Below are 16,608 nucleotides of genomic sequence, written 5' to 3'. Positions count from 1 at the left end.
TACCTTTTATGAATTACTAAGAAGCCTAATAATTAATCTATATGAAAAAAGTAAGTCAGATTTGGATGATTACAGTAAGGTTACACGAGTGTTCTATTCTAGAGTGCGTCCAAATTCATGTTCACTTTAGTAAACATTTTTAAAGAAAATGTTCACAATTGTGAACCTAAAACGAACAAATCACTCCAAAAACAAAGAAATCCTTCTGGTTGATTCATATCGCCTAAAGGATTTCTTTTTTGATATCGTTTTACTAGTTTAGTTCCAACGTCTAGGGTCGCCCTTAATCGCTTCTAATACTTTCATATCTTCAGGTTTAATCTCAAAGTCTACTTGGGTATTTTGAATGATTCTCGCTTCGTGTGTCGATTTCGGTAGTGGTACCGTATTCTTCTCTAAGCAGTAACGAATACAAATTTGAGCTGGTGAAACTTGGTACTTCTTCGCAACCTCACCAATGATTGGATTGCTTAAGAGATACCCAATTCCAAGTGGGGAGTAAGCTTCGACGACAATGCCTTTAGATGCACAGTAATCCAAGGTTTTTTGTTGATCTAAACCAATGAAATAGCCAATCTGATTGACATGTGGAATAATTTCACAATGCTTAAGAATATTTTCAATGTGACTAGGGTCAAAGTTAGATACCCCAATCGCACGAATCTTACCTGCACGGTATAGGGATTCCATCGCTTTCCAAGCTTCGACATTCCCACTGCTACAATCCTTACCTATTTCGCTCCATGGCCATGGGGCGTGGATTAAGAATAAGTCTAAGTATTCAAACTGCAATGCTTTTAAGGTTTTTTCAAAGGCATCTAACGCGCCTTGATAAGTTTTAATGTGTGATTCTAGTTTAGAAGTAACAAAGACGTCTTCTCGTTTTAATCCAGAATCTCTAACGGCTCTACCCACCGATTCTTCATTTTGATAGCCTTCAGCGGTATCGATGTGACGGTAGCCATTCTTTAAAGCTGCCAATACGGAATGATAACATTCATCCCCGTCTTTAACTTGCCAGGTCCCTAATCCAATTTTCGGGAGTTTAACGCCATTTTTTAAAACGACTGCTTGATTGATTACTTTCATTGTGTGTCTCCTTTTTGTAAATCTTTTTCAATATCTTTTTTGATTTGATCGAACAATTGATAATCAATCTTATAATGGGTTCGATAAACCAAGAATGCCCCTAAAATAAATAATGCTGGTAAAACAACCATTGAAATTCGAAGCCACAGTAACATTTCATCCGTGACATTTGCTTGTATCAACGATCTTGCTTGATCGGTTGTAAATACTTGGCCAACTGACGCTGCGAGTTCACGTGCACTGGTTAAGGGTTCAATGACCTTTTGGTTTAAACCAGACCAGGCTAAAGTCGCTGTAACGATTAAAACTTGAACTGAGGTCGCGAGTTTCACCACGAACGGATTGATTGCAAACATAACCGATTCGTTTCGGGTTTTAAGCTTCCACTGTCCATACTCGATGGTATCTGCAAGCATGACTAAAACGGATACCTGAATGAAGCCTTCCCCAAAGAAAACAAAGAATCCAGCAAGTCCTACAAAAACCATATTGAGTGGTAGAAGATTACCCACCATTAAGAATAAAAGATAACCTATCGCGATGAATACGATGGCGTAGGTGAAAATTTGTTTTCTAGAGATCTTTTTCGCGACTACTGGGAATAACGATAACGATGCGAGTTGACTTAAAGCGAGAATGCCTGAGAAAATAGTAAACTCAGCGCCACCATACTTATTAAAATCATAGTTGAAGAAATATATGCCTAAAGCGGTTGTTACATAATAGCCTGTATTGAATAAGAAAATAGCGATGATAATGACCACGAGTTGGTCATTTTTAAAAATGATTTTAAGAACATCTTTAAAGGCTGTTTTCGGTTGATTTTCAATGACGAGGTGATTTTTAGGCGGTTCTACTACGAAAAATACCAGAATTTGAGAGATTAAATAAATACTCGCAATCACTAGCGCAATCCAGAAGAATGCGGCTTTTGGACCAGCTGCGAAGTTCTGATAAATAATCGGTACCAAAGCAATCGTGATGAACATCCCTAAATTCGCGAAGATACGCGCTTTTGAACCAATTGATTCGCGTTCTTTCGGGTCACTTGTAAAGGTAGGATACATCGACCAATATGCGATGTCATTCATGGTGAAAGTCATATCGGATAATACATAAATGATTGTGAATACGAGGACGAGCCGCCCGCCCGTTAATCCAAAATCTTGGAATAATAAGAAAAACATGATGGCAGACGTAATCGCTCCGATGAGTAACCACGGTTTGAACTTACCATATCTAGACTTGGTGTTATCAATGATGATGCCCATTAAGGTATCGTTGATCGCATCCCAAATACGTGCAACCGCGATGACAACCCCAATCGCTAACAACTCCCAGTCGGATACCCCAATCGCATCCGTAAAGAAAACCAGTAAGTAGGTACTGTATAACGCATACATCATGTCTCTGCCAAGACCGGATGCGGCATACGTCCACTTCGAACGATTCGATAAAGTTTCAGTCATAGTTTTTTCTCCCTATATACGTTCATTATACTTGAATTATTAAGTTGTGTAGATACCCTTTTAAGATTTCGGGTATTTTGCAGCCATCTTCTCCCAAAAGGTCTTTAGTGTATCCTCTAAATGGGACTCCGTGCGCACCACTTGTTTAGCATCCCATTCCTTCGGCATTAAGCGTTTGTATAAAGGCGTTACGAAGCGGTCATCCATCAATAACGCAACCCCGTAGTCATCATCTTTTCGAATGACTCTTCCAACCGCTTGAATAACCTTATTCATCCCTGGGTAGGTATAAGCGTAATCAAAGCCCCGTTTGAAGGTGTCATCGTAGTAAGCCCGTAGCTGTTGATTCGGTTCATTGACCATCGGTAATCCTACTCCAACAATAATGACCCCCGATAGCATGTCTCCGACATAATCGATGCCTTCGGCGAAGACACCGCCCATCACGAAGAAAGCGATTTGGGATCTTGAAAGGTCTCGTTTGAATAAGGACATGATTTCTTCTCTTTGATAAGCTTCCATCGCTCTAGATTGAACAATGATGTCGATATCTAGATTCGCATCTAACGCGTCTTTTACTTGATTCAAATATTGATAAGATGGAAAAAAGGCGATGTAGTTTCCAACTTTCGACTTTACAACCGTCTCAATCGCTTTAGTGATTTGTTCTAAAGATTGGTCTCTTGATTTATACCGTGTATCGACACGGTCGTTGGTCATAATCTTTAAGTTTTCACGATCAAACGGTGAAGTAATCTGAATGATTTGTCCATAACCCTTACTGATTAAGGTTTGGTAATAATCGGTTGGGTAGAGGGTCGCTGAGAAGAATACCGCGCCGTGGGATTTATTTTTTAACGTATCTTGAATATACTTACTCGCATCCAAACACTGGATAGTGATTTCCAAATCTTCAGTTTGTCTAATGATATTAAATCGGAATGGGGTATCGTAATAAAGGGAAATCACCGAAAGCGTTAAAAGCTTCATATACCCATCCATGACTTCAGATTTTTTTGGGTATTTGGGGTTTTCTTTGAGTGCATTCGTGATTTTCATCATCAAATTCGAAACGAGTTCTAAGTAAGTCATATCGACATTTAAATAACTCTTAAAGTTTTCACCTTCAAGTTCCGCTTCAAAGTGGTCAAACCGTTCAATCAGTTTATTCACAGAATGCCTTATACTTGGTTTGAGCTTAGAACCCGCTTTTCTTAAGGTAATTAAATCGCTTTTTAGTAAAGTCGCGGAAAACATGTCTCGTGACCGAGGTACCATGTTGTGGGCTTCATCAATTAAGAGTTTTGGTTTATAAGTATCATCGTCAAAGTAGCGGACCAGATGGATTCTTGGGTCAAAGACGTAGTTGTAGTCACAAATGATAACATCGACGTAATAAGAAATAAATAACGAGAACTCAAATGGGCATACAGTATGTTTACGTGCATAGCTTTCAACGACCGCACGTGTCATTAACGATTCATTTAAAAACATGTCTTTCATGGCGTCGGTTAAACGGTCAAAAAAGCCTCTCGCAAACGGACATTTATCCGGGTCACATTCTCTTTTTTCTAAAAAACAAATATCATCTTTAGAAGTAATCTCAATCGTTTTGGTCTTTAAACCTTGAGTATGTAAGGTGTCCATCGAATCAATCGCGACTTTTTTACCTTGGTTTTTGGCGGTACAATAAAAGATTTTCTCTTGATCATCATCGAGGGCTTTTAAGGTTGAGAATAGGGTCGCCATCGTTTTCCCAATCCCGGTTGGTGCGATGGCGAATAAGACCTCGTCTTCTTTCATCGTATGGTAAGTCGCTTTCATCAAATCGCGCTGACCTTTACGGTAAGTCTCAAATGGAAACTTTAAGGCTTGTAAAGAGGCTTTTTTCTCAATTAGGTGAAGTTCTAATTCTGTAATCCAAGCACCGTAAGTTTCAATCGATGTTTCAAAAAACGGCTTGAGTTCTGCTCTTGTAAATACATAATCAAACGTTTTAGTTTGGTATTTGGATAATTCGATATAAGTTAAACGCCCTTTAACGGTTCCGATGTTTTCTAGATACATCCATAAAAATGCATATATTTTAAGTTGAGCTTCGTGTTCTAAATTCGGCGTGAATAAAAAATCGTGAATGTCTCTACGCGTCGATTTGATCTCTTCAATGTGGATTTCACCATCGATTTCGAGTAGGCCATCCATACGACCTTGAATTTGGTATGTTTTATCGTTTAAATCGTAATTACCTTTGATTGATACTTCTTTTTGACCTTTTGAATCGTATTTGTTTTGAACGTATTGGTGGGCTTTAATGCCTTCAAGTTGTGAAACGTTTTGAAAGGTTTCAGAACTGAGGTCTCCTGAAGCGTATAAAAAACTGACCATTTCGCCCACACCAATTTTGAGTGTCATGTTATCACTTCCATATTCATTATAACGTATATTTCAGGTGAATTTGAAAAAAAGAGCGCTCCCTGGGGTGTGGGAGCGCTGATGTATCCTGGATTAAGCAAATGTATAATATTCAATGTGCTTAATCCGCTGTTGAGATATTTTTAGCCATTTCTACAAGTCTAACAAATTCACTTCGATACTCGTGAGGGTCGAATTCTAGTGCGTTCGTCGCTCTTTCGATAATGGCGTCAAAGCTAGAGGTGCCTTTATACTTTGATTCTCTTAATAGTAAGCCAAATTCAACTACAGCACTGCCAAATTGAAATTCTTTGGATGGTGTGGTCGTATAGGCTTCATTCAAGATTACTTTTTGGATTTCTTGTGAGGTATTTTCAGTCGGTTCTTTATAACGAATCGATAGGGTTAAAAGTTCATCAAGGTAGTTGGTAGAATCGTATTTTAAGTCCTCAATTGGATCAAATTCAATGGTCAGTACTTCGGTTGGACTACCGACTGGGATAATTTCATAAAACGCGATGACTACATGACCAGACCCAATGTCACCGGCATCCTTCGTGTCGTCTTCGTAGTCTTCATAATCTAATACTCGGTTTTCATAACCAATTAAACGATATGCTTTGACGGATGCTGGATTAAACTCGACTTGAAGTTTGACATCTTTCATCACTGTAATCATCGTCCCGCCCAACTCATGGACTAAAACTTTTTCGGCTTCTTTTAAGGAATCGATATAGTAATATACACCATTTCCATGGTCTGCTAGGGATTCCATGATGTCATCACGGTAGTTCCCGGTTCCAAACCCTAAGACGCTTAAGAAAATCCCGTGATCACGTTCTTCTGAAATGAGCGCTTTTAGCCCTCCAACTGAAGATTCTCCCACGTTGAAGTCGCCATCAGAGGCGAGAATGATTCGGTTGTTTCCCCCTTCAATGAAGTTTTCTTTCGCAACCTTATAAGCGAGGTTAATCCCACTCGCACCGGCTGTGGATCCTGAGGCTTGGAGGCGGTCTAAGGCTTGAATGATCTCATCTTTATCCGTACTATCGCCACCTTCTAAAAGGACTTTTGTTGAACCTGCATAGGTCACAATCGAGATTCTGTCAATCGGTCTTAAGTTTTCAATGAGCAAATATAAAGCCTGCTTAAGCAAGGGGAGTTTGTCGGAACTAAACATACTACCAGATACGTCGATTAAGAATACTAAGTTCATCCCGACGGATTCATCAAACTGAATGTCTTCAGTCTTTAGTCCAAGCATGAGTAATTTATGACCAGATTGCCATGGGGCGTCACTGTATTCACTATGAACGTTTATGATTTCACCTGCTTGTGGTGCATCGATGTCGTAGGTGAAATAGTTCACCATTTCTTCGATTCGAACAGCGTCACGTTCCGGTAAAATACCTTGATTCAAGAAACGTCTGATGTTGGAATAAGACGCGGTGTCGACATCGGCTGAAAAGGTCGATACCGAACGGTCTATCGTTCGGATGAATGGGTTATCGGTGATTTCTGCATACGTTTCACCGGTTGGTGGTAATCCCGATTCGTAGTCTAGTCCATAAGGTGTGCTACACCCAACTAAGGTTAATGCGAAAGCTAATGCGATTATACTGAGTAGTTTTTTCATATAGTCCTCCTATTTGGTTTCTCTTTTTTTCATGCGTTTTTGATAGCTGCGTCTGTTTAAGAATATAATACCTACAACGATTGGACCAAACCCCAAAACAAATGGTAATAAGGTAATGAGTGCTAAGATGATGAATTCAATGAGGCCAGTGAATGCGTCAATCCCTTGATCAAAGGCTTGTCTAATCTTTTCAGGGAATGTAAGTGTATCGTATGGGGCGGATGCGTTTAAACGAATTCGCACGACACTGTACTCAATCCATTGGTCGGTTTGGTTGTTTTCATTGTTTAAGTTTCTAAGTTCTGTTTCGATTTGAGATAAGCGCTTATTGATTTCGATTTGATCGTATAGGTTCGCTTCTGCGTAAAGGGTAATTAGTCGCGCTTGTTCTGCTTCTAAAGATTCAATCCGAGTGGCGTTATCGTAGTACTGTATTGAGACATCCCTTGACGTTCTTCTAAAGTGTGTCACTTCAAAGTCATCTCGAAGTTGGTCTGTGAAAGCGGCTAAACGGGTGGTTTTGATCCTTAAGACCAATTCCCCCGATTCGTAGCCAAGTTGATCGGATTCGATCCATTCATCTTCATTCAAACGGCTGATGAGATCATCGTAGAGCGGGACAAGTTTTTTCGCTTTAATGCCCATATCCACAGTATAGATAATTTTACGGGTGGAAGTTGTTGTCATTTCAGTTTGTCCGTTGGATGGTGTTTCATCCCCAATATACCCTTCTTGAGCACATCCAGTCATTAGGAATGCGAGTGCCAATAAAATCATTACTAAGAATCGTTTTTTCATCCTGTATCCCTCACTTTTGTGCCTTCAGTATAGTGGATTGTTGTGTCAAACTTTTGAATAAGTTATGACAATCTTGTGACAAAGTAAATTGCAGTAGATAAAAATGAACAGTAAGTGTGTTATGATTTAAATAGAATCTTTGGGAGGTGAAACGATGCGTTTTTTAATTGTTGAGGATGAAAAACATTTAAATGATTTACTCCATGACTATATAATAGACACTTATAAAGAAGCCATCATCGATCAAGTATACGACGGGCAGGATGCGATTTCACAATTCCAAAAGGCTACCTACGATTTGGTTTTACTCGATGTCATGTTACCCCACGTGAATGGGTTTGAGATTGGACAAGTCATTCGTAAAACGTCTAAAGTACCGATTATCTTCTTGTCTGCACTATCCGATGAAGAGTCTCAATTGAAAGGCTATCAAATCGGGATTGACGATTACGTGTCAAAACCTTATAGTCCAAAAATCGTCATTAAGAAAATCGAAGCGGTACTCGCTCGCATTCAAAAAGAAACGATTGAAGGGTATATGAGTTATGGCATCATCGAATACCAACTCGATACGTTTAAGATAAAAGTTGATCACGAGCCCGTGACTCTAAATAAAAAAGAGTGGGAACTCTTCACACTCTTCATTCATAATATAGGACGCGTATTCACACGTGAGGATTTACTGAATCTCGTTTGGGGGTATGACTACTTTGGTTATGACCGAACAGTAGACACCCACATCAAACGCTTAAGACAAAAGTTAGGACAAGCTGCCGAATACATTCACACCGTGTATAAATCAGGCTATAAATTCGAAAAATAATCGATTAGGAGGTCATCATGAAAATAAGTATATTCTTCAAAACATTCTTCATGTTACTGATCTCTTTTTCTTTGGTCTACCTCGGTAGCATGTATTATAGTTACACCCAGTTTTCACCGATGTATATCGATAAAAACATCCAAAGTGTAAAATCCTCAATTGTCGAAAACGCGGGTGCGATTCAAAACGGAACCCCACTCGAAGACACCAGTTTAATGGATTTATCGAGTGAAACCGCGTTCATTCATTATCAAAACGACGCGATTAAAGCCTCGATTGGTCCAACCTTCTTAAATGAAACGAACATTTTAGATTTTGTCATTTCGATCTTTGACCATGAAGCTACTATTGTCGACGGTAATCTGTATTATTTCGTCGATCAGGTTGAAGATATCTACACGATTAGCTACATCTATCAATTTGAGATTGGGGATTATTTAATTGTCTCAACCCGAATTCAATCCTTACGGAATGTCGACCAGGTTTTAAACTCACTCAATATGACCCAATCCCTGTTGGTTCTGGTTGTCATTCTCTTATTATCCGTATTCATCTCGAGAAGTATTTCAAAACCAATCAAACAAATTGGCAAGTATGCGAAAGGTTTATCTGAACTTGATTTCAATAAAACCTTAAACATCCGTCGAAACGATGAGTTTAGAACGTTAACCTCTTCCCTAAATGAGATGGGGTTTCACTTAAAGAAAGCGTTCAGTGAACTGAATGAAGCCAATCAAAAGTTGTCTTCCGATATCGATTATGAAAAACAACAAGAACAAAAGAAAAAACACTTAATCATGACCATCAATCATGAAATCAAAACCCCACTCGCCGTCATGAAGGGCATGGTTGAGGGAATGATTGATGGAGTAGGACGTTATAAGGATAAAGAGAAATACTTAAAAGAACTCTTAGTCCAAATCGAAACCATCCACACGATTACTCAGGATTTAACTTATTCCTTGAAACTTGAAGATAAGTTGAGACCAAATGAAGTGGTAAATACCGAAGTATTTGAAACCTTACTCACCCCGATGATGGAACTGGCGAAACAGCGTAAGATCAAGTTGATTAAATCTTTTGAGAAGGGTGAACTCCTAATGAGTGAAGAACTTCTATCGATTTTATTAACCAACATCGTTAAAAATGCCTTACTCTATACGACGAACGCCATGGTCAAAGTAACAGGTGAACAGCGTGGTACACATTATGTGTTATCCGTTCGTAACGCAGGTCACATTCCAGAAGCGGAAATCGAGAAATTATTCAATTCGTTCTACAGAATGAATACACAAAGCGAAAAGGGCTCCGGACTTGGTTTATTTATTGTTAAACAAATCTGTGAACTCTATGGATACACCTATACACTCTTCAATGACGGCGACGATGTCGTCATCAAGATTCATATAAATTGTAAATAAGCGTTTTGTCATTAGTTTGTCAAAACTGTTTGGTAATATACCAGTAAAGGAGGTGCAAAATGAAAAAATATCTAACATTAGGACTCTTTCTAATCGCCTTATTCACTCTATTTGGCTGTGCAGCTGGCGACCGTTTTGAAGAAACTACGATTCAGGGTAGTCTTTATTTCGATGGGAACACCATGACATTCACACATTCAGACCCTGAAGATATTTTGTATCATACGGGTAATCCCGCCGATGATTTTGTCATTTTGTACAAGCTCTTAGAAGATAATCCAACAGAAGCTGATCTCATACGTTATCAGGATTTCATGGAAAAACTGTATACAATTTCACTATCAGATTCAATTACGATGCGTACACTCTTCATAAAGACATCCTCAGAATTAAAAACTCTATTTGAATCCAAAGGGCTTACTTTAACCTTAAATGAAATCGTCTTATTTAATTCGATTAAGACTCAAATAGAATCCTTTGAATCAAAAGGTACTTCCCCACGTATTGGTAAAATCAGCTACATCAATCAAAGACGTGGCATCGACTTAACACAAGATGAAATTAACGCACTAGAACTCATGCAAGATTATTATTTATCTTACTTGAGAGGAAACGCGCCTCTCGATTTTAAAGCGTTAAATGTTGATGATTTCATCACACTCATGACCAATCAATTTACGCTAGATGAAGCCCGAACCAATCAGTTAAGAGTCGCCTATGACATCATCCAAAACCTTTATATAGCAAACCAGGACCTATAGTCATAGGCCCTGGTTTTTATTTGTGATAAAGTTCAAATAACGCTTTCGCAACCCCTTCGATGAGATCATAAGGGATTGGTTGTTTGATTTTAAATAAGAGATTTCCCTTATCGTTTCGATACCGTTTTAATGATTCTGACAATGGATGGTCTAAAGGCAGTGGTGGAAATACACTCACATGGGCTTTAAATCCCCCATAGAAAAAGAATACTCTCTCGCCTTTAAAAGCGGGAACGCCATACGAAAGTACTTCCGTCGCGTTAGGAAATAGCAAACCAATACGCCTCTCGATTTCTAGTAGTATGGATTGTTGAGGTTCAGGTTGTTTAAGGATGTAGTCTTGTACTGCTTCGTTCATTTTCATGGAGTACCTCGCCTAGTAATACGAATTGTGTCGGTAAATACGGATTCTCAAATACGAATTGATAGAGTTGATACCCTTCATAGATTTGGATGTTTCGACCAATGTCTGAGGGGCAAGTTGGCACGTCTTTGATTTCAAAGTGATACGTAGTGGGTTGTCCATGAACAACCCCTTCAAAATGGTAACCGGCTTGAGAAAGTTTAAGGTGTCCTTCCCCAATGGTTTTGACCCGTTTGTCCTGGTAACCTTCGAGTTTCACTGGACTTTCTAATGCATAGTTTGGGTTATTCATAACAGTTTCGATTAATCGTTCGCGTTGTGCCTTATAATAGGTTTCCACACCTTGTCCATTTAGGCGACCATACTTGTCATAGATGAGCTTGGTGTCACAGTGTGGACAGTGCAGTTCATATTTTTCGGATTTCATGCCGACTTGGTGACAATTTGGACATTCAGTTAGAACATATTCAAGACCGTGAATGTCATTGAGCTTATAAGTATAGTTTTTAACTAGGTTGTCTTGATAGGGGCTATGGGTTAAGCCTATAACCACTAAATCATAAATCGCTTCTTCGGATAATTCTGAAATGTGTTTTTTATCGATGAGTTTATCGACTGTGGTGATCATTTTGCCTCTAAACGTCTTTTTTGTCCATGGCGGATTCACTAAATAGGGAAATTGATGTTTCACGGTATAAACATCGACTTTGGCTTTCTTTATGAGTTTCGCAATCGAGAATGCAGGCAACATAAATTTACCGGTATTCGAGATTTGACCCTCAGGAAAAATTGAGAGGATTCCCCCCCGTTTGATGACACGTAAAGACTTCATGGTTGCGACAGCATCCGGTTGTAGTAATGCTTTTGGAATGGCTTTAGACAGTCTTAGGAAGGGTCCTAAAAGTGGGTCAAAGAACATCTTGTGCGCGGCTAAATAATTCATTCGGTAAGGGTAAAGGGCTGTCGTAGTGTATATAAAATCATAAAATGAAGTATGGTTAGATAGCGTAATTGCTGGACCTTTGATTTTTGTTTTTTTAACGATGCGTTGACCTTTGAAGTAGGCAAATACTTTCAAGAGTGCCCCTAATGGCCAAAAGAGAAGCCCGTTTGGTTTTTTCATAGAATCGAATCTAGAACCTCTGCCTTCAAGGTAGGGTCAGTAATGGCTTGTTTAATTTCAGCTTGTTTTTTCGCATCAATCCGATATCTAAACGAGATATAAATACCAATGCTCATGAATACAAGTGGTGCTAAAGCCATGATCCATTGAATCGCCATCATCGCACGATCGGGTTGAGATAAGATCGGGTCTGCACCGGGTTGTCTTTCATTAAAACCAGCTAGCCCAATTAAACCCATGAATAAGGCTAACCCAACTGCTTGTGCTACCTTATTGATGAAGTTGGTAAACCCACTCATTTGACCGTCTAAGCGGTCATTGAAATAAAGTTGCCCTGCATCTACGACATCGCCATACATGGTGTGTGGTACTAGACCTGGGCCACTAATACCAAAGCCCATAAGGGCTGCGAGTATGTATAAGGAAATTGGGTTTACGTTTGGTGGCATGACTAAAATAAATAAAGCAGTCACAATCCATAAGAGACTCCCAAAACGATACGCATAGGTCTTCCCTTTTTTCTCAATCATTTTGATGTAGACTGGTAGAGCTACGATTTGCATTGAGAACATTAAGGCTGCTGCGACTAGCCCTACAATAGTGGATTCTTGGTTTGCAGTTTGGTCTTTAATAATATAGAAATCGACAAAGAAGAAAAATAACCCACTCATGATGGCCATCGCCATTTGAAGGACTAAAAACATCCCTAAGTATTGCCTAAATGGTTTTAGACCTAAGGGTTTAACCAATGCTTTCACATTGAATTTGCTTTCGAGTGGTTTGGTTTGGATTTCTTCTTTTACAAATAGACCCGTGAATAAAACGGATAGAAAGAATAAAAGGCCAAAGGACAAGCTCATGACTTGATAACCGACTTTTTCATCGAATAAGCCAACGATGATGCCAGGAACTGCGACACAGAGAATGGAAGCGAAAATCGAGAAGCCTAAACGGTACGAGTTATAACTTGCGCGTTGCTGATAATCTGAGGATACTTCTGAGGATAACGAGTAATACGGAATCATCACCGCAGTTTGTACGGTGGTGAATAAAAGGTAGGATGCTAAAGTGGCGATGATTCGCAAATTAACATCAGACATATTGTAAGGGAAAAAGAGTAAGTACATCGAAACTAAAATAAGTGGACTTGTAAAGATTAAATAGACACGACGCTTGCCATAACGGGATTGAGTTCGGTCTGAAATATACCCCATCAAAGGGTCAGTAATCGCATCCCAAATACGTGCGATCAGCATGACTAAGCCAATCCAGTATGGGCTAAGTCCGACGGTGAGTGCAAGAAATCCTGGATACAAAAAGTTTATGATGTTAAACGAGCCTCCACCAAAAATGTCAGCAGATGCGAATGCCAGTTTACGTCCCAAAGTGTGTTGCATAGTATCTCCTTATTGAATAACAGTATTACTGTCATTTTAGCACAAAACGTACTTAAAAACGAAAAAACAAGCCAAGCGGCTTGTTAATTATTCGGATTGTGTTTCAGAGGTTGGAATCAGTGTAATCTTCACTTGTTCGATACGTTTTCCATTCATCTTTAAAACTTCGAATCGGATTTGGTTGGCTTCATACACTTCTTTTTCAGTTGGAATATGGCCTAAGGTTTCAACGACCCATCCATTAACGGTTAAGACGTCTAATTCTTCGTCTTTACCAATCACTTCAAAGAACTTGTCAACGTTCGCATTCCCCATAACGAGGTATTCGTTGTCACTGATCTTTTCGATTTCATGAATGATGGTATCGTGTTCGTCCCAAATCTCACCGACCAGTTCTTCTAGGATGTCTTCTAAGGTTAAGAGACCAACGGTTCCACCAAATTCATCTAAGACGATGGCGATATGCATTTTCTTAAGTTGAAGTTCTTTTAAGAGCATATCAATCTTTTTATTCTTTGTGATGTATAACGCAGGTTTGATAATTTCATTTATATTTTTATTTGAGCTGTATACATAGTTATAGAAATCTTTGTGGTTAATGATTCCGATGATATGATCGATATTGCCTTCGTAAACAGGTAATCTCGAGTACCCGGTTTCGACGAAGACTTTTTGAATTTCTTCTTTGGTCGCATCCACTGGAATGCATTCCATGTCTACACGTGGGGTATAAATATCAATGGCTTCTAATTCTGAGAACTCAATGGCGCTACGGATGAGCGTGCCTTCGGTTTCGTTGATACCGCCACCTTCTTGGGCTTCGTCAACGATGGTTAAGAGTTCTTCTTCGGTAATGCTACGATCTTCATTGGGTTTAATGATTTTAGACATCAAAACTTTCCATTGTTTGAAGAAAAAATTAAATGGTAGGAACACCTTTTCTAATACATTTACAATCGGTGCTGCAAACAACGCAAATTTTTCCGGGTATTCTTTTGCAATCGATTTTGGGGTTACTTCACCAAATATCAAGACGACAATGGTGGTAACAATCGTCGAAATCGTGGCACCTAAGTCCTGTCCTAAAAGTTGAACAAATAGGATGGTTGCTAAGGAAGCACTTAAAATATTGACGATGTTATTTCCAATTAAAATCGTGGAAATGAAGACGTCATAACGTTCATGCAGCTTGATTGCAAGACTGGCATTCTTATTCCCTTTTTCACTGAGATTCTTCATACGAATACGATTCATCGTTGAAAAGGCGGTTTCTGTAGCAGAAAAGAATCCGGAAAGGATGATGCTAATTACAATTAAAATCAAATAGATACTACTGTCACTGTCCATATATGGGCTTTATATTCTCCTTGAATAAGTATTTTTACGACATGTAGTATTATATCATAATTGAGAAAAAATGTGAATATTATGCGTATTTTAAGAAAAAACACCAAACCCTAAGGTTTAGTGTTCGTGTCCGCAATTACAAGTTTCGTTTTGACCACATTGGCATTCGCCTTCGTGATCGTGGTCGTGACCACAGTCACAGCCTGCATGGTCATGGTCATGATTGTGATCATGTCCACAGCCACAGTTGGATTCGTTTTCATCGAATTCTGCTTCGTCTAAAAACATCAATTCGCCATTTTCAACATAAATGGTGATGAGTTCTGTTCTCGGTAAGGTTTCCGCTTCCATCACAACTGGAATGTCATTGAAGGTGTAGACTAAATCGCCATCTTCGATGTTTCCTAGTCCGAATTGAACGGTCGAGTCCCCACATGAACAGTGGTAGTGTAAACCTGCAATTACGCAGTTAAAGTTTTCCTTCTTTAAGATATCTTGTAACATTAATTTTGCTTCATCGGTTATTTTCATGGGTATATTTTCCTCTCGTAATCCAGTCCATTATATGCTATTTCAATCGATTTTACAACCGATATTACTTAGATTAGTTGAGGGTTACTACGTAGTTTTTGAAGGCGTCTAGAATGTCTTGCCACCCACCGCGTTGCATCTCGATTGGATTTTCACTTTCTGCGTCAAATACGACTTCGATATAGACCCCTTTAGGGAGCTGACTGAACTTTGTTTCAACGACACGGTCGTCAAGTAATCGATACTTAATATACTTGAGTGGTGTAATTTCTAAGTACTGACCTTCAAAGTCAAACCCAAATGAACCATCTTTTGCTCGCATTGGGTACTTAAAGAAGCCATTTACACGAAAATCGTTGACTGACCCTACGGTTTCCCAATCGAGTGAAGCGTGGTTCCATTGGTCAATATCCTTTGGTGTAATATAGGCTTTCCAAATCGTTTCAAGCGGTTTTGAAATCGTTGTGTGAATCGAAACTTTCATCATAAATCACCTCTTTTGGCTTTATCTTATTCAAAAAGTATACATCTACCAAATCATGTGCTTTGAAATAAGGGTTTTATGTTTATATTTCTAAATTAAGTTTAAGTTTCGCATTCTTTGGGTAAATCGAGTATAATGTCTTTTGGTGATACTATGGAACACGCAAAACGATTAACTCATGTCTTTCAAAGTGAAGACATTAAAATTGAACATATTAAAGATAAAGGGATATCCATCAACAAATATATCGCAGACAGTGGTTACTGTTCACGCCGTAAAGCCGATGAATTGATCCAATCTGGGATTGTTACTTTAAATGGGTCATTAGCAACCCTTGGGATGCGCGTAGAAAAAAACGATGTTGTGAAAGTCAACGATACCCTAATCAAACCCATTGAAGATAAAGTCTATATCGTTCTCAATAAGCCTGAAGGCATCGTATGTACGACAGAACGTCATATTGAAAACAATATTGTCGATTATATGAACTTAGATGAAGTCATTTTTCCTATTGGGCGTTTAGATAAAGACTCTAAAGGTCTCATTCTCTTAACCAACGATGGGGATATCGTAAATAAGATTCTAAGAGCTGAATATGGTCATGAAAAAGAATACTCTATAGAAGTCGATAAACCCTTAACAAAAGCATTTATTGATTATATGGAACAAGGGGTTGTTATATTTAACCTCAAGACAAAGAAATACCAACAAACTGAACCGTGTAAGCTTATCCAAGAAGACGATACCCATTTTAGAATCATTTTGAAACAAGGAATGAATCGTCAGATCAGACGGATGACAACAGCTTTAGGGTATGAAGTGGTTACCCTTGAACGCATTCGAATCATGCACATTACCAAAAAGGACCTTCCACTTGGGTACTACCGCTATTTAACCAACGATGAATTGAAAGAACTCAATCGCGCTATCCAAAAATAAAGGACACCAGCAGG

At 38.9% G+C, this 16,608-nt stretch carries 15 protein-coding genes; 4 read left to right on the top strand and 11 right to left on the bottom strand.

All coding sequences use genetic code 11. From position 1 onward, the window contains the following. Positions 1-258: 258 nt before the first annotated feature. From N7603_RS04700 to N7603_RS04680, 5 genes are all read right to left on the bottom strand, one after another. Positions 259-1,089 (bottom strand): aldo/keto reductase, encoded by an 831-nt coding sequence (locus N7603_RS04700; RefSeq protein ID WP_262096206.1) that lies wholly within the window; start codon positions 1,087-1,089, stop codon positions 259-261. Continuing rightward, entirely contained in the window at positions 1,086-2,558 is a 1,473-nt protein-coding gene (locus tag N7603_RS04695; protein ID WP_262096205.1) for a glycoside-pentoside-hexuronide (GPH):cation symporter, read from the bottom strand. The genes N7603_RS04700 and N7603_RS04695 overlap by 4 nt, the downstream gene beginning before the upstream one ends. A 60-nt stretch (positions 2,559-2,618) precedes the next feature. Further along, complete coding sequence (locus tag N7603_RS04690; protein ID WP_262096204.1) at positions 2,619-4,970, bottom strand: helicase C-terminal domain-containing protein; 2,352 nt, start codon at positions 4,968-4,970, stop codon at positions 2,619-2,621. A 121-nt stretch (positions 4,971-5,091) separates the two neighbouring features. Beyond that, on the bottom strand, positions 5,092-6,606 hold the full coding sequence (locus tag N7603_RS04685; RefSeq protein ID WP_262096203.1) for a vWA domain-containing protein: 1,515 nt from the start codon (positions 6,604-6,606) through the stop codon (positions 5,092-5,094). Positions 6,607-6,615: 9 nt separating this feature from the next. Continuing rightward, positions 6,616-7,404 carry a DUF4349 domain-containing protein gene (locus N7603_RS04680; protein ID WP_262096202.1) on the bottom strand — a complete coding sequence of 263 codons (789 nt, stop codon included), beginning with the start codon at positions 7,402-7,404 and terminating at the stop codon, positions 6,616-6,618. 154 nt (positions 7,405-7,558) lie between these two features. Between N7603_RS04680 and N7603_RS04675 the strand changes: the two genes are divergently transcribed. From N7603_RS04675 to N7603_RS04665, 3 genes are read left to right on the top strand one after another with little or no spacing between them, the layout of a single operon-like run. Then, the gene (locus tag N7603_RS04675; protein WP_262096201.1) at positions 7,559-8,227 is read left to right on the top strand and encodes a response regulator transcription factor; all 669 of its coding nucleotides are present in this window, start codon (positions 7,559-7,561) and stop codon (positions 8,225-8,227) included. A gap of 17 nt (positions 8,228-8,244) precedes the next feature. After that, on the top strand, positions 8,245-9,648 hold the full coding sequence (locus N7603_RS04670) for a sensor histidine kinase (protein ID WP_262096200.1): 1,404 nt from the start codon (positions 8,245-8,247) through the stop codon (positions 9,646-9,648). Positions 9,649-9,707: 59 nt separating this feature from the next. Next, positions 9,708-10,409, top strand: a complete 702-nt coding sequence (locus N7603_RS04665; RefSeq protein ID WP_262096199.1) for a hypothetical protein — start codon at positions 9,708-9,710, stop codon at positions 10,407-10,409. Between the two features lie 16 nt (positions 10,410-10,425). Here N7603_RS04665 and N7603_RS04660 read toward each other — a convergent pair whose 3' ends face one another. From N7603_RS04660 to N7603_RS04635, 6 genes are all read right to left on the bottom strand, one after another. Further along, positions 10,426-10,773, bottom strand: coding sequence for an iron chaperone (locus N7603_RS04660; protein ID WP_262096198.1), 348 nt, complete (start codon positions 10,771-10,773; stop codon positions 10,426-10,428). Beyond that, positions 10,736-11,896, bottom strand: coding sequence for a lysophospholipid acyltransferase family protein (locus tag N7603_RS04655; RefSeq protein WP_262096197.1), 1,161 nt, complete (start codon positions 11,894-11,896; stop codon positions 10,736-10,738). The genes N7603_RS04660 and N7603_RS04655 overlap by 38 nt, the downstream gene beginning before the upstream one ends. Further along, a complete protein-coding gene (locus N7603_RS04650) occupies positions 11,893-13,293 on the bottom strand; it encodes an MFS transporter (RefSeq protein ID WP_262096196.1) in 1,401 nt (466 codons plus the stop codon). Before N7603_RS04650 ends, N7603_RS04655 begins: the two co-directional genes overlap by 4 nt. Positions 13,294-13,380: 87 nt before the next feature. After that, positions 13,381-14,640 (bottom strand): HlyC/CorC family transporter, encoded by a 1,260-nt coding sequence (locus N7603_RS04645; RefSeq protein ID WP_262096194.1) that lies wholly within the window; start codon positions 14,638-14,640, stop codon positions 13,381-13,383. 117 nt (positions 14,641-14,757) lie between these two features. Continuing rightward, a complete protein-coding gene (locus tag N7603_RS04640; protein ID WP_262096193.1) occupies positions 14,758-15,171 on the bottom strand; it encodes a hypothetical protein in 414 nt (137 codons plus the stop codon). Positions 15,172-15,244: 73 nt separating this feature from the next. After that, the gene (locus N7603_RS04635; RefSeq protein ID WP_262096192.1) at positions 15,245-15,658 is read right to left on the bottom strand and encodes an SRPBCC domain-containing protein; all 414 of its coding nucleotides are present in this window, start codon (positions 15,656-15,658) and stop codon (positions 15,245-15,247) included. 150 nt (positions 15,659-15,808) lie between these two features. Here N7603_RS04635 and N7603_RS04630 point away from each other — a divergent pair, with 150 nt between their 5' ends. After that, positions 15,809-16,594 (top strand): pseudouridine synthase, encoded by a 786-nt coding sequence (locus N7603_RS04630; RefSeq protein WP_262096191.1) that lies wholly within the window; start codon positions 15,809-15,811, stop codon positions 16,592-16,594. Positions 16,595-16,608: the final 14 nt, after the last annotated feature.

Source organism: Paracholeplasma vituli, from assembly GCF_025446935.1.
GTDB classification, from domain to species: Bacteria; Bacillota_I; Bacilli_A; order Acholeplasmatales; family UBA5453; genus Paracholeplasma; species Paracholeplasma vituli.
This window is presented reverse-complemented; position numbering and strand designations above follow the sequence as displayed.

Excerpts from the sequence above, each read along its gene's own strand:
- N7603_RS04655 (WP_262096197.1), bottom strand. The coding sequence starts at position 11,896 with ATGAAAAAACCAAACGGGCTTCTCTTTTGGCCATTAGGGGCACTCTTG.
- N7603_RS04695 (WP_262096205.1), bottom strand. The coding sequence starts at position 2,558 with ATGACTGAAACTTTATCGAATCGTTCGAAGTGGACGTATGCCGCATCC.
- N7603_RS04670 (WP_262096200.1), top strand. The coding sequence starts at position 8,245 with ATGAAAATAAGTATATTCTTCAAAACATTCTTCATGTTACTGATCTCT.
- N7603_RS04700 (WP_262096206.1), bottom strand. The coding sequence starts at position 1,089 with ATGAAAGTAATCAATCAAGCAGTCGTTTTAAAAAATGGCGTTAAACTC.
- N7603_RS04645 (WP_262096194.1), bottom strand. The coding sequence starts at position 14,640 with ATGGACAGTGACAGTAGTATCTATTTGATTTTAATTGTAATTAGCATC.
- N7603_RS04650 (WP_262096196.1), bottom strand. The coding sequence starts at position 13,293 with ATGCAACACACTTTGGGACGTAAACTGGCATTCGCATCTGCTGACATT.
- N7603_RS04630 (WP_262096191.1), top strand. The coding sequence starts at position 15,809 with ATGGAACACGCAAAACGATTAACTCATGTCTTTCAAAGTGAAGACATT.
- N7603_RS04665 (WP_262096199.1), top strand. The coding sequence starts at position 9,708 with ATGAAAAAATATCTAACATTAGGACTCTTTCTAATCGCCTTATTCACT.
- N7603_RS04680 (WP_262096202.1), bottom strand. The coding sequence starts at position 7,404 with ATGAAAAAACGATTCTTAGTAATGATTTTATTGGCACTCGCATTCCTA.
- N7603_RS04690 (WP_262096204.1), bottom strand. The coding sequence starts at position 4,970 with ATGACACTCAAAATTGGTGTGGGCGAAATGGTCAGTTTTTTATACGCT.
- N7603_RS04675 (WP_262096201.1), top strand. The coding sequence starts at position 7,559 with ATGCGTTTTTTAATTGTTGAGGATGAAAAACATTTAAATGATTTACTC.
- N7603_RS04685 (WP_262096203.1), bottom strand. The coding sequence starts at position 6,606 with ATGAAAAAACTACTCAGTATAATCGCATTAGCTTTCGCATTAACCTTA.
- N7603_RS04635 (WP_262096192.1), bottom strand. The coding sequence starts at position 15,658 with ATGATGAAAGTTTCGATTCACACAACGATTTCAAAACCGCTTGAAACG.
- N7603_RS04660 (WP_262096198.1), bottom strand. The coding sequence starts at position 10,773 with ATGAAAATGAACGAAGCAGTACAAGACTACATCCTTAAACAACCTGAA.
- N7603_RS04640 (WP_262096193.1), bottom strand. The coding sequence starts at position 15,171 with ATGAAAATAACCGATGAAGCAAAATTAATGTTACAAGATATCTTAAAG.